Genomic DNA, 13,387 nt, shown 5'->3' with positions numbered 1-13,387 from the left:
CCTTACGGGCGTCAGACGCCCGTAAGGTGGCCTTAACGGCATTTCGGTCCGGTGTGGACGGTCAGGACAGCGCGGCCTGGGTGGCGGCCAGGGAGTCGGTCAGGATGTCGAGGCCTTCCTGGGCTTCCTCGGCGGTGAGCGTCATCGGCGGCGCGATGCGCAGGACGTTGCCGTGCAGACCGCCCTTCCCGACGAGCAGCCCGCGCCGCTTGGTCTCCTCCAGCATCCGGCTCGCCGCGCGGACACTCGGCTCCGTGCCGCCCGGTTCGACCAGCTCGACGCCGATCATCAGGCCCTTCCCGCGCACCTCGCCGACGATCGGGCTCGCCGCCGCGCGCAGGCCGGACAGCAGTTGCTCGCCGCGGGCCGCCGCGTTGCCCTGCAGGTCGTGGTCGGCGATGTAGTCGATGACCGCCGTGGCGCCCGCCATCGAGACCGGGTTGCCGCCGAAGGTCGAGAACGAGTTCGCGGTGAAGCAGTCCACGAGATCGCCGCGCGCCACGATGCCGCCGACGGCCAGCCCGTTGCCGAGGCCCTTCGCGAACGTCATCGCGTCCGGGGTGACGCCGTGCGCGTCGATGCCCCAGAAGTGTTCGCCGGTGCGGCCCCAGCCGGTCTGGACCTCGTCGGAGATGAACAGCACGCCGTAGGAGTCGAGGACCTCCTTCATGGCCTTGAACAACCCGTCCGGCGGCAGGCTGAACCCGCCGACGCCCTGCACCGGTTCGGCGATCATGCAGGCGACGTCGCCCGCGGTCGCGGTCTCCAGTACGTCGACCAGGTCCGCGACGCAGGCGTCGATGTAGGCGGAGTCCGAGAGATCCCGGAACGGGCTGCGGTAGCGGTAGCCGCCGTGCACGTAGTTCACCTTGACCGGGCTCAGCGCCGACGCCGACCAGCCGCGGTTGCCGGTGATCGCGACCGTCGCGAACGAGCGGCCGTGGTAGGAGTTCCGCAGCGCGAGGACCTGGTTGCTGCGCCGGTACTGCGTCGCGAGCATCAGCGCGGTGTCGTTCGCTTCGCTGCCGGAGTTGGTGAAGAACACCTTCGCGTCCGGGATCCCGGACAGCTTCGCGATCCGCTCGGCCAGCTCCACCTGCGAGCGGATCAGGTACAGCGTCGAGGTGTGCAGGATGCCGGTGTCGAGCTGCTTGCGCACGGCGTCGCTGATCTCGGTGATGTCGTAGCCCATCGCGTTGGTGAGCACGCCGGCGAAGAAGTCCAGGTAAGTCCGGCCGGACCCGTCGGTGACCCGGCGGTCGCGGCCCTGCACGATCTCGATCGGCTCCTCGTAGAGGAGTCCCATCCAGGTGGGCATGACCGCCTTGTGCCGGGCGAGCAGATCCGCTTCGGTCATCGTCGTCTCCTCATCCTCGTCGCTTGCTCGGAGTATGGGGAGCGCGGGAAACCGGCGACAACGATCAGACTGTCGGGTTGTCCGGGCGGGCCCGCACACTGTGTGCGGCGTGGAGCCGAAACCGCCTCGAACGCGCGGTGGGCCTGCGACTACTCTCATCTCTCGTGATTGACCCCAGGACCCTGCGCGAAGACCCGGAGGCCGTGCGCGCGTCGCAGCGCGCCCGTGGCGAGGACGAAGGAGTGGTCGACAAACTGCTCGGCCTCGACTCCCGCCGCCGCTCCGCGATCGCGGCCGCGGACAGGCTGCGCAACGAGCAGAAGACACTGGGCAAGCAGATCCCGAAGGCGTCCGGCGAGGAGAAGGCCGCGCTCCTGGCGACGGCGAAGGACCTCTCAGCCCAGGTGAAGGCCGCCGAGGCCGAACAGAACGAGTCTTCGGAGGAGTTCGACCAGCTCTTCCGCACGCTGCCGAACCTGGTTCACCTGTCCTCGCCGATCGGCGGCGAGGACGACTTCGCCGTGCTCAAGCACGTCGGCGAGCCGACGAAGTTCGACTTCACCCCGCGCGATCACCTCGAACTCATGGAGGGCCTCGGCGCGGTCGACATGGAGCGCGGCGCCAAGGTGTCCGGCTCGCGGTTCTACTTCCTCACCGGGGTGGGCGCGCAGCTGCAGCTCGGCCTGCTGAACATGGCGATCGCGCAGGCGCTGGAGAACGGGTTCGTCCCGATGATCACGCCGTCGCTGGTGCGGCCGGAGATCATGGGTGGCACCGGGTTCCTCGGCGCGCACTCGTCCGAGGTCTACCAGCTGCGCGACGACGACCTGTATCTCGTCGGGACGTCGGAGGTGCCGCTCGCCGGGTACCACGCCGACGAAATCCTCGACCTGAGCGACGGCGCGAAGCGCTACGCCGGCTGGTCCTCCTGCTACCGCCGCGAGGCCGGTTCGTACGGCAAGGACACCCGCGGCATCATCCGCGTGCACCAGTTCGACAAGGTCGAGATGTTCGTCTACGCGCGTCCGGAGGACGCCGAGGCCGAGCACGAGCGGCTGCTCGGCTGGGAGGAGCAGATGCTGGCGAAGATCGAGGTGCCCTACCGGGTCATCGACACCGCGACCGGCGACCTCGGCACCTCCGCGCACCGCAAGTTCGACTGCGAGGCGTGGATCCCGACGCAGGAGACCTACCGCGAGCTGACCTCGACGTCGAACTGCACGACGTTCCAGGCGCGGCGGCTGTCGGTCCGCTACCGCGACGAGAACGGCAAGCCGCAGACCGCCGCGACGTTGAACGGCACCTTGGCGACCACCCGCTGGATCGTCGCGATCCTGGAGAACCACCAGCTCGAGGACGGGTCCGTCCGCGTTCCGGAGGCGCTGCGCCCGTTCGTCGGCGGCCGCGAGGTACTGACGCCGTCCGGCCGTTGAACCAGTGGCGGGGGATTTTCGGCGGACACCGGGTGCGGCGGCGTTCGGCCCAGTAGGGTGCGGGCCGAACGGAGGATGAGCACATGCGGATCAGTCGGCTAGGGGCGGCCGTCCTGGCAGGGGTAGTCGCGGTGCTGCTCGGGGGGTGCACGGCGACCGTCGGCGGGTCGGCCGCGCCGGTGCCGGGGCAGGGACCCGTCAAGAAGGTCGTCGACGCCTGCACGCTGCTCTCCTCGGAGCAGGCGGCGGGCCTCGGCTTCGAAGGGCCGGGCAAGCCCCAACCCGCCAGCGAAAAACAGCGCACGCCCGCGTCGTGCATCTTCTCGCCCAAGGACGACAGCGGGCTGGCCACCACTTCGATCGGCTGGGCCGTCGACCTGCGGCTCGACGACTACCTGGGTGGCGCGCTCAAGAAGGACAGCGTCCAGTCGGGCGGGTTCACCTGGACCCAGTACGCCTCCAGCTTCCCTGGATTCTGCACCTACATCCTGCCGCTGGGGCCGCAGTCGTTCGTGGACGTCGGCGTCTCGGCCAATGAAGAGACGAAGTCGTGCGAGGTGGCGAAGAAGGTCCTGCCGTTCGTCTCGTCGCACCTGCCGGGCGGGGAGACCGCTCCGTCGATCACCCCGTCGACTCCGCCGCAGCCGTCCGGGCCGCTCGCGACGCTGGACCCGTGCACGCTCCTCAAGCCGGAGCAGGCCCAGCAGTTGAAGGTGGAGCCCGCAGGGAAGTCCAGCAAGTCGACCGTGACGCCGAACGCGGTGTTCTGCCTGTGGAAGGACACCGACGGCGCCGGCGGGCAGAAGTCGTTCGAAGTGTGGCTCGGCCCGACCACGCCGTATGACAAGTGGCCTGCTTTCACCCCGCCCGGCCAGCCGCAGGACGTCAACGGGCGGAAGTGGGTGCTGCTGCCCAACGAGGGCGGGATGAGCGCGGTCTGCGGTGCGGTGCTGCCGATCACCGACACCTCGTCGGTGTATGTGACCAGCGGCTTCCTCGACGACGACAGCAAAGCCTGCGACGCGGTGAAAGCGGGCCTGCCGATGGTCGGCGGGAACCTGCCGGCGAGTTGAGGCTCAGCTCGCCGATTCGCCGACGACGTCCGCGATGTGCTTGGCGATCTCCAGCGCGCTGGTCGCGGCGGGGGACGGCGCGTTGAGCACGTGGACCTGGTTCCGGGTGGTCTCGATCAGGAAGTCGTCGACCAGCGAGCCGTCCGGGCGCAGCGCCTGTGCCCGGACACCGGAGCCGTGGCGCACGATGTCGTCCGCGGTCACCGCCGGGACCAGCCGGGCGAGGCTCGCGGCGAAGCGGCGGCGGGAGAACGAGCGGCGTACCTCGTCGATGCCGGTCGGGTAGACGTACTTGCGCGCGAGCCGCCAGACACCGGGGAAGCGCGCGACGTCGGCGACGTCCTTCGCGGAGACGTCGCGCCAGCGGTAGCCCTCGCGGCGCAGGGCCAGCACCGCGTTCGGTCCGGCGTGGACACTGCCGTCCAGCATCCGGGTCAGGTGCACGCCGAGGAACGGCAGCGACGGGTCCGGCACCGGGTAGATCAGCCCGCGCACCAGGTTCCGGCGTTCGGGCTTCAGCTCGTAGTACTCGCCGCGGAACGGCACGATCCGCGCGCTGGGCGTCAGCCCGGCCAGCCGCGCGATCCGGTCGGAGTGCAGACCGGCGCAGTTGACCAGCGCGCTGCCGTGGACGACGTCGTCTCCGGTCGCGACCTCGACACCGCCGTGGCGGCCCGGCCGGATGCCGAGCGCGGGGCTGTCGAGCCGCAGATCGGCACTGGTTTCGTCGAGCAGCCGGACGAGGGTGGCGCAGACGGCGGGGAAGTCGATGATCCCGGTGGACTCCACGCGCAGCGCGCCGACGCAGGACACCTCGGGTTCGTAGTTCCGTGCCTCGGCGGGGGAGATCAGCTTCGCGGGGACCCCGTTCGCCTCCGCCCGCTCGGCCAACGCGTTGAGCGCGGGCAGTTCGGCGTCGGAGGTCGCGACGACCAGCTTGCCGCACACCTCGACCGGGACCCCGTACTGCCGCGCGAAGTCCACAATGGACCGGTTGCCCGCGGTGGACATCTTCGCCTTGTACGAGCCCGGCTTGTAGTACAGCCCGGCGTGCACGACGTTCGAGTTGTGCCCGGTCTGGTGTGCCGCCCAGCGGCCTTCTTTTTCCAGCACCGTCACGTCCTGACCGCGCTTGGTCAGCTCCCAGGCCACGGACAGCCCGACTATCCCACCACCGATGACCACGACGTTCCGCACGATCGACCAGGCTACGCGGGGTCGGCGTCAGCGGCCCGTGAGGCCACCCTCAGTGGGCGCGCTGCCACGTCGGTCACACCGACGGGCGGGAGCCGCGCGGGTGGGGTTAGCTCGATGGTGGCGGAAGTGTCAGCTGGGAGGCGTCATGACAGGTGCGGCCGAAGCCACGGCGGAGCGGTATCGCCGTGCAGGGGAAACCGCGGACGTCGAGCTGGCGATGAGCACTTTCGCGGCGGACGCGGTGGTGCACTCGCCTCTCACGTCGCGGGTCCGGTTCACCGGTCTCGCCCAGCTGCGGCAGCTCATCGGCGTCGCGTACGCCCATCTCGACGGCGTGCGGTTCCACACCGACGTCGGCGACGAGCGGACGCGGGTGGTGGTCTACACCGCGCGCATCGGTGGCGAGGAGATCGAAGAGGCGACCGTGTTGCGCTTCGACGACGAAGGCTTGATCGCCGAGGCGACGTTGTTCGTGCGCACGTTGCCGGGGCTGGTGGCCCTGATGGACCGGTTCGGCCCCGACATCGCGCGGCGTAACGGCCGTCCCCTCGCGGCGCGGCTGCTCGCGGTGGCGGTGAAGCCGTTGCGGGCGATGATCCGCTCGGGCGACCGCTACGCCGTCCCGCTCGCCGCGCCGAGGTCGTAAAGGTCCGTGAAGGCCTCCTTACCGGCGCTCAACGCCGTGAAGGAGGCCTTCACGGACAGCCGGGTCAGACAGCGACCGGGGCGACGGGCGTGTCCTCGGCGTCCGGGTCCTCGAGGATTTTCGGGACGCCGCGCAACGCCGGGTACGAGGCCACCGCGAGCAGCGCCATCAGGACCATCGAAGCCAGCAGCGTCACTTGAACACCGCTCACGAACGCCTGCCGCGCGTTGTCGAACAGCTGCGCCCCCAGCCCGCCGGGGAGCTGGGCCGCGACCTGTGCGGCCCCGCCGAGCGTCTCGCGCGCCGCGGTGGCGGCCTCGGGCGAGAGGCCGGTCGGCAGCACCAGATTGTCGCGGTATAGCGCGCCCAGGACGCTGCCGAGGATCGCGATGCCCAGCGCACCACCGAGCTCCGTCGCCGTTTCGGAGATCGCCGAGGCCGCCCCGGCGCGCTCCCGGGGCACGACGCCGAGCACCGTGTCGGTGGCGACGGTGATGATCAACGCCAGCCCGAGCCCGAACACCACCATTGTCACGACGAGGTACGGATATCCGGTGACGACCTCGATCCGGCTGTACAGCGCGAAACCCGCGGCCGACAGCGCGCAGCCTGCGGCCATCGTCGCGGCGCGGCCGAACGTCTTGATGGCCAGCCCGCTGAGCACGCCACCGACCAGCGCGCCGCCCATCCCGGGGAGCCCCGCCAATCCCGACTTGAGCGGTGACCAACCGACGACGAGCTGGAAGTACTGCGTCGCGAAGATCGACACCGCCAGTTGCGCGAACATCGCCACGACGGTGGTCCCGATCGTCGCCGAGAACGCCCGCCGCCGGAACAGCGCCAGATCCACCAGCGGTTCGGTGAGCCGGGGCTGTCGAAGCAGGAACGTCACCAGGCCCGCGACTCCGATGACGGCCGCGACGCCGACGTCCCAGTGCGCGAAGCCCTTGTAAGCGACCTCCTTGATCGTGTACACGACACCGAGCACGCCCAGCACCGAGAGGCCGACGCTGAGCACGTCGATGCGGCCCGGCGACGGATTGCGCGACTCCGGCAGGACCAGTACGCCCGCGACGAGGAGCAGGACGACGACCGGAACGTTGACCAGGAACACCGAACCCCACCAGAAATGGCCGAGCAGCGCGCCGCCGATCAGCGGGCCGAGCCCGAAGCCGAGGATCGTGAGCCCGCTGGAAAGGCCGATGATTGCGGTGCGTTCCTTACCGGTGAACGCGTTGCGGATGATCGACAGTGTCGACGGCATCAGTGTCGACGCGGCCACGCCCAGCAGGACACGCGCGACGATCAGCAATTCGGCGCTCGGCGCGTACGCGGTGCCGATCGACGCGACGCCGAAGAGCGCGGCGCCGGTCAGCAGCAGCTTCTTGCGGCCGATGCGGTCGCCGAGGTTGCCCATCGTGATGAGCAGCCCGGCCAGTGCGAAGCCGTAGCCGTCGGCGATCCAGAGCACCTGTGTGGTGCTGGGGTGCAGCGCTTCGGACAGCGCCGGGATCGCCAGATGCAGCACGGTCATGTCGACGGCGATGAGCAGTTGCGCGAGCACGCAGACGAGCACGATCCCGACTTTGCGGCGTGCGGACAATTGAGCCATCGGATCCCCCTCCGGAGGTGTCTCGGCGCGGCCGTCCCCTGGCGGTCGCGCGGTGGGTACCGGGACACTGACCGGCGGCGCTGACCGTCCGCGCACCGTTCACGCACCGTCCGCCCGCCTGCCGGGGATACCGAGGGACGCCCTGGGTGCGTTGGGTGCGACGAGGGCGTCCCTCGGCGCATCGAGCGCACCGAAGGCGTCCCTCGGCACCTCACCGCCAGCAATAACCGACAGCACTGTTCAACATCAGCACCGCGTCGTTCGGGACAGGATGCGGCCTCGCGGAACCAGCTTCACGACCCGCCGGGTCCCAGGGCGAAGTTATCCACAACGGGTTCGGCTATCCACAGATTCACCGACCGCCCCCGCTGAGACCCCCTGGCGCGATACGCTGGTTGCAGGGGTGCCCCCGGGAGGGTGGGGGTTGCCCTAGGGGATACAGCAACGAAAACCACGCGTGAATGTCCATAAAGGACTGTGGTTCGCGTCCACAAGGGACAGTACTCGCGAGGCACGCGGAACACCAAAAGTCGATCACGAAGCACAGTGCGTCAGGCCGCGAAAACCAAACCGCGAAGCCAAACCGCGCAAAGCCGAACCGCAACGCCGAATCACGCGAAGCCGACGATCACGGCCCAGCGGGCACCCCGGCCGTCGTCAACGCCTTCTGCCGGGGCATCGTCAGCCCGCTCCCGTAGGCGCGGTCGAACGCGTCGAGCCCGATCCGGTCCCGCGCCGCCGAACGCACGCGTGCCACGTCGAAGTCACCGGCCATGGCCGTGCCGCGCACGGCGACCGCGGCCCCGAGCAGCAGCGCCGCGCGCTCGCCCTCGTTCTCCAGCATCGCCACCCCGGCCAGCCCCTCCAGCGCCGAGGCCACCGCGGTCCCGTCGTGCCATCGGCGGCCCGAGAGCAGTGCCAGCCGGTACCGTTCCCCGGCTTCGGCGGCCACGCCCCGCTCCACGGCGATCCAGCCGAGCGAGATCATCGCCGCCGTCCGCACTCCTTCGGTGGCGAACGACCCGCCGGGACACTCCGCCAGCGCTCGTTCGCTCAGCGCCCCCGCCGCTTCCAGATCGCCACCGCGCCGCGCGAGCCCGGCAAGACCGAGGTAGCCGAGAGCGCGGCTTTCCGGCATCCCGGCGCGCTTCGCGAGTGCGATCGCGACCTCGTAGTCCTCCCGCGCGCCTGCGAGGTCTCCCTGCGCGGCGCGGCTGTCGCCCCGGCGGCACAACAGGTCGGCGTTGTCGTCGGTGGCGCCCAGCTCCTGCATCAGTGCTATCGCCTCGCCCATGAGGTCCAGCGACTCGGCATAGCGGCCCTGCCAGCTCAGCAACTGCGAAAGGTGATCCAGCGTCATCGACAGGCCCCAGCGTTCACCGAGCGCGCGAAACCGCGTCGACGCTTCGCGCAGCGACTGTTCGGCCATGGCCAGCCTGCCGGTCATCATTGCCCACAGGCCGAGCCCCGTCGGCACCAGCGCCCGCACCCACGGATCGCTGTCGGCCTGCAGCAGCTCGGCCTGCCGGACCAGGTCCTCGTCGTCGCCCGGCGGACCGTGCACGATGCCCAGCAACATGGTCAGCGCCGGATGCCGCAGCGTGGTCACCCGGTCGTCGGCATACCTCTCGACCAGCGCGGCGTGCCGGGTCACCAGCTCGTCGTCGGGCGCGCTCGACATCGCGTTCAGCACGCACACCACGAGGTCGTCGATCCGCTCGGTGGGCGGTTCGGCGCCGACATGCCGGACGACCTCCAGTGCGAGCGCCGCCCCCTCGAACCGGCGACCCCGCATCCACCAGTACATCGACAACGCCGTGACCAGCCGCATCGCGATGTCGGACGCCGACTCGGCGGACCAGCGCAGTGCGGCGAGGAGGTTGTCGTACTCGGCGTCGAGCCGGTCCAGCCACGCCAGCTGGTCGGCCGTGCGCAGCTTCGGGTCGGCCTCCTCGGCCAGCCGCAGGAAATACGCGCCGTGCGCGCGCCGCAGCTCCTCGTCCTCGCCGGCGGCGGTCAGCTGCTCGGCGCAGAACGCGCGGATCGTCTCCAGCATCCGGTAGCGGCCGCCGACGACCTCGACGAGCGACTTGTCGACAAGGCCGGGCAGCAGGTCGAGTGTGTCGGCGACGTCGGTGACCTGCTCCGCCGCGACCAGCGTCGCACCACCGGCGAACACGGTGAACCTGCGTGCGAGCCGCCGCTCGTCCTCGTCGAGGAGGTCCCAGCTCCACTCGACGACGCCGCGCAGCGAGCGATGCCGTGCGTCGGCCGCCCGGCTTCCGCGGGCCAGCAGCCGGAACCGGTCGTCGAGCCGGGCCGCGATCTCGCCGACCGGCAGCGCGCGGACCCGCGCTGCCGCCAGCTCGATCGCGAGCGGCAGCCCGTCCATCGCCGCGCAGACGTGCTGGACGTCGCCGATGGTCCGTTCGTCCACCGCGAACGCCGGATCGGCCGCACCCGCGCGGTCGGCGAAGAGCCGGACCGCGGCGTAGTCCAGCGCTCGCGCCGCCGAGGTCCCAGGCGGCGGCACCGCGAGCCGGGGGACCGGCGCCAGCAGCTCGCCGGTGATGCCCAGTGGCTCCCGGCTGGTGGCGAGCACCCGCAGCCCGGGGCACGCCGCGAGCAGCCGGGCCACCAACCGCGCGACAGCGTCGATCAGGTGCTCGCAGTTGTCCAGTACCAGCAGCCCGGCGCGTTCGGCCAGCGCCGCGACGAGCCGATCCGCCGGGTCCCGCGCGACGCCGTCGCCGCGAGTGCTGAGCGACCCGTCGCGCAGGCCGAGCGCCGCCAAGACCGCCTGCGGCAGCTCGGTGCCTTCGGCGTGCGGAGCGAGCCCGACGAACGTGGCCTGCTCTGGCGCGGCACTGGCAGCCTCGATCGCGAGCCGCGTCTTCCCGGTGCCGCCCGGCCCGACGAGCGTGACGAGCCTGCCGCGCTTCAGCAGCTCCGAAACCTGACGCAGTTCGTCGTCGCGGCCCACGAAGCTGGTGAGCTGGGCGGGCAACGCAGCCGCAGTCGACGGCTTCTCCGGCGATCCTCGCAGCACCGCGAGATGCGCATCGGCGAGGTCTGGACCAGGGTCGGCGCCCAGCTCGTCGGCCAGCGTCCGCCGCGCCTCCTCGAACGCGGCGAGCGCGTCGGCAGGCCGCCCCAACGCGTTCAGCGCACGGATCAGCTGCGCACGTGGCCGTTCCCGCAGCGGGTGTTCCGCGATCGCCGAGCGCAACTCGCCCACGACGTCCTGCGCCTGCCCCAGCGCCAGTTCGGCGTCGACGCGGTCACCGGCGACGTCCGCCCGCAGCTCGTCCAGCCGGGTGATCTGCGCGGCCACGAACGGGGCTTCGGGGACATCCGCGAACGCGGGCCCACGCCACAACGCCAGCGCGTCGCGTAGCCACTCCGCCGCGCGGACCGCGTCGCCGGAAGCCAGCGCGCGACGCCCTTCGGTTGCCAAATGCTCGAAGCGGTGTACGTCGACTTCGGAGGAGTCGACGTCGAGCCGATACCCGGCCGACGTGAACTCGACGACCGCGACGTCCTTCAACGCGTTCCGCAGCCTCGACACCTGCGACTGGAGGGCGTTGGCCGCGCCGTCCGGCGGGGAATCGCCGTACATCCCGTCGATGAGCCGCTCGGCGGAGACGAAATGACCCGCCTCCAACGCGAGCAGCGAGAGCAGTGCTCTCGATCGTGGGCCGCCGAGCGCGATCCGGCCGCCGCCGGCGTCCCACGCGGCGATCTCCCCCAGAATGCCGAAGCGCATACGGTCAGCCTAAGCCGCCGACGAGCAGGAACGGCGTCAACGTCCCACTTGCCCCTTGCGTCACGCCACGCCCGGATGTCACCCGAAAGGCTCTAGGCATCCGGTGCTCTATACACTTCGCCGCGTCCCCACGCAATGGGAGAGGTATGTCGAACAGCGAGGAACCCGTGGTCCTCGGCCAGCCGACCGTCGGCGACGAAGAGCTGGCCGCCGTGGCCGAGGTGTTCCGTTCCGGCTGGCTCGCCGGCGCGGGGCCCGCCTGCCGCCGCTTCGAGGAGCGTTTCGCGCGCACCGTCGGCACGGCCCACGCACTGAGCACGAGCAACTGCGGCTCCGCCCTGTTCCTGGGGCTCAAGGTGCTCGGCGTCCAGCCCGGTGACGAGGTCATCGTCGGCGACTACACCTTCCCCGCCACCGGCCACGCCGTGGTCCAGGCGGGCGCGAAGCCGGTGTTCGCCGACATCCGCCCCGACATCTGGAGCGCCGACCCGGCCGCGATCGAGGCCGCGATCACGCCGCGGACCGTCGGCATCCTGGCCGTCGACGTCGCCGGTCAGCCGGGGGACTTCGACGAGTACCGCGCGATCGCCGACAAGCACGGCCTCTGGCTGTTCGAGGACGCCGCCTGCGCCGCGGGCGCGACGTACCGGACGCGCCCGGCGGGCAGCCTCGCCGACCTCGCGGCGTTCTCCTTCCACGGCCGCAAGGGCATCACCGCGGGCGAGGGTGGCGCGCTGGTCTCCGACCGCGAGGACCTGATCGCGCGGGCCCGCAAGCTGCACACCTACGGCATCGAACCCGCGATTTCCCGCGAAGGTTCCAACAGCCTGCCGATCCCGAGCTTCCACGAACTGGGCTACAACTTCCGGCTTTCGGACATCCAGGCCGCGATCATGAACGTCCAGCTGGACCGCCTGCCGGATCTGCTGGCCGCCCGCCGGTCGGTGGCGAAGCGCTATCACGAGGCGTTCGCCGACATCGACGGACTGACTGTCCCGGTCGAACTGCCCGACCGCGAACACCCGTGGCAGGCCTACATCCTCACCGTCGCGCCGGAGATCAGCCGCGACGCGCTCGCGTTGCGGATCCGGGAGCAGGGCGTCCAGTGCAACTTCGGCACCTACGCCTCGCACCTGCAGCCGATCTACGGCGACCAGCCGCCGCTGCCGGTCTCGGCCGACGCCTTCGCCCGCCACCTCGCCGTCCCCATGCACGCGAACCTCACCGACACCGAGGTCGACCGCGTCACCGCGACCGTGCGCGACGCCGTGCACAGCCTCAGATGAGCAACTGTGTTCAACGCTCAGGCCGCGGAGGCCGGAAATCCCTTGCCCACCGCCCGGACGCCGATCGAGGAGAAAGCGTGACCATGTCCGACAAGAAGGTCCTCTTCACCGGGGGCGGCGGGTTCATCGCCGCGCACGTCATCCCGCTGCTGATCGAGGGCGGCTACACCGTCCGGATCCTCGACAACATGACCCGCGGCGACCGCGCCAGGGTCAACGAGTTCGTCGCCACCGGCAAGGTCGAGCTGGTCGAGAAGGACGTCCGCTACGGCGGCGCGGTGCGCGAGGCCATGCGCGGCTGCACGCACGTCATCCACTTCGCCACGGTGTCGATCAACAAGTCGATCGCCGACCCGCACGAGTCGATCGACATCAACATGATCGGCAACCACAACGTCTTCGCCGCCGCCGCGGACGAAGGCGTCGAGCGCCTGGTGTTCGCGTCCACGGCCTCGGTCTACGGCGACCCCGAGCGGCTGCCGATGCACGAGGACGACGAGCTGCGCCCGCTCACTCCGTACTGCATCAGCAAGCGCGCCGGCGAGGACCTGCTCGGGTTCTACGAGCGGCAGAAGGGCTTGTCCTGGAACGCGCTGCGCTTCTTCAACGTGTACGGCCCCGGCCAGAAGATCGAGGCCTACTACACCTCGGTGATCAACCACTTCATCCAGCGCCTGCGCAACGGCCAGCCGCCGATCATCGACGGCCGCGGCGACCAGTCGATGGACTTCGTGCACGTCTCCGACCTGGCGCGGGCCGTGGTCGCCGCGCTGGAATCCGCGCGCGGCAACCTGCCGATCAACATCGGCACCGGCATCGACACGTCCATCGCGACGCTGGCGAAGATCCTCATCGAGGCTGTCGGCGTCGACGTCGAGCCGCAGTTCAACGACCGCGACGTACTGGTGTCGCGCCGCGCCGCCGACATCACCCGCGCCCGCGAGGTCCTCGGCTGGGAGCCGAAGATCTCGGTCGAGGACGGTATGCGTGAACTGGTGAGTGACACCCCGTGACCTC

General features: G+C 70.5%; 9 protein-coding genes. 5 read left to right on the top strand and 4 right to left on the bottom strand.

Annotation, left to right across the window (positions count from 1 at the left end):
• Window positions 1–61: 61 nt before the first annotated feature.
• Window positions 62–1,357 carry an aspartate aminotransferase family protein gene (locus tag ACFW0G_RS40145; RefSeq protein ID WP_378330770.1) on the bottom strand — a complete coding sequence of 432 codons (1,296 nt, stop codon included), beginning with the start codon at window positions 1,355–1,357 and terminating at the stop codon, window positions 62–64.
• Between the two features lie 164 nt (window positions 1,358–1,521).
• Here ACFW0G_RS40145 and serS point away from each other — a divergent pair, with 164 nt between their 5' ends.
• On the top strand, window positions 1,522–2,790 hold the full coding sequence (gene serS / locus ACFW0G_RS40140) for a serine--tRNA ligase (protein ID WP_378330769.1): 1,269 nt from the start codon (window positions 1,522–1,524) through the stop codon (window positions 2,788–2,790).
• 83 nt (window positions 2,791–2,873) lie between these two features.
• Window positions 2,874–3,863 carry a DUF3558 family protein gene (locus ACFW0G_RS40135; protein WP_378330768.1) on the top strand — a complete coding sequence of 330 codons (990 nt, stop codon included), beginning with the start codon at window positions 2,874–2,876 and terminating at the stop codon, window positions 3,861–3,863.
• Between the two features lie 3 nt (window positions 3,864–3,866).
• On the opposite strand, the gene lhgO is transcribed toward ACFW0G_RS40135, so the two are convergent.
• The gene (gene lhgO, locus ACFW0G_RS40130; protein ID WP_378330767.1) at window positions 3,867–5,060 is read right to left on the bottom strand and encodes an L-2-hydroxyglutarate oxidase; all 1,194 of its coding nucleotides are present in this window, start codon (window positions 5,058–5,060) and stop codon (window positions 3,867–3,869) included.
• Between the two features lie 145 nt (window positions 5,061–5,205).
• Here lhgO and ACFW0G_RS40125 point away from each other — a divergent pair, with 145 nt between their 5' ends.
• Window positions 5,206–5,706 (top strand): nuclear transport factor 2 family protein, encoded by a 501-nt coding sequence (locus ACFW0G_RS40125; protein ID WP_378330766.1) that lies wholly within the window; start codon window positions 5,206–5,208, stop codon window positions 5,704–5,706.
• Between the two features lie 64 nt (window positions 5,707–5,770).
• On the opposite strand, the gene ACFW0G_RS40120 is transcribed toward ACFW0G_RS40125, so the two are convergent.
• Complete coding sequence (locus tag ACFW0G_RS40120) at window positions 5,771–7,318, bottom strand: MFS transporter (protein ID WP_378330765.1); 1,548 nt, start codon at window positions 7,316–7,318, stop codon at window positions 5,771–5,773.
• Window positions 7,319–7,946: 628 nt separating this feature from the next.
• Window positions 7,947–11,084 (bottom strand): BTAD domain-containing putative transcriptional regulator, encoded by a 3,138-nt coding sequence (locus ACFW0G_RS40115; RefSeq protein WP_378330764.1) that lies wholly within the window; start codon window positions 11,082–11,084, stop codon window positions 7,947–7,949.
• A 146-nt stretch (window positions 11,085–11,230) separates the two neighbouring features.
• On the opposite strand from ACFW0G_RS40115, the gene ACFW0G_RS40110 reads away from it, so the two are divergent.
• Together ACFW0G_RS40110 and ACFW0G_RS40105 are read left to right on the top strand one after the other, a co-directional pair.
• A complete protein-coding gene (locus ACFW0G_RS40110; protein ID WP_378330763.1) occupies window positions 11,231–12,370 on the top strand; it encodes a DegT/DnrJ/EryC1/StrS family aminotransferase in 1,140 nt (379 codons plus the stop codon).
• A gap of 83 nt (window positions 12,371–12,453) precedes the next feature.
• A complete protein-coding gene (locus ACFW0G_RS40105; protein WP_378330774.1) occupies window positions 12,454–13,383 on the top strand; it encodes an NAD-dependent epimerase/dehydratase family protein in 930 nt (309 codons plus the stop codon).
• Window positions 13,384–13,387 lie beyond the last annotated feature (4 nt).

Origin of the sequence: Amycolatopsis sp. NPDC058986, assembly GCF_042741125.1 — a bacterium.
Classification (GTDB): Bacteria; Actinomycetota; Actinomycetes; order Mycobacteriales; family Pseudonocardiaceae; genus Amycolatopsis.
This window is presented reverse-complemented; position numbering and strand designations above follow the sequence as displayed.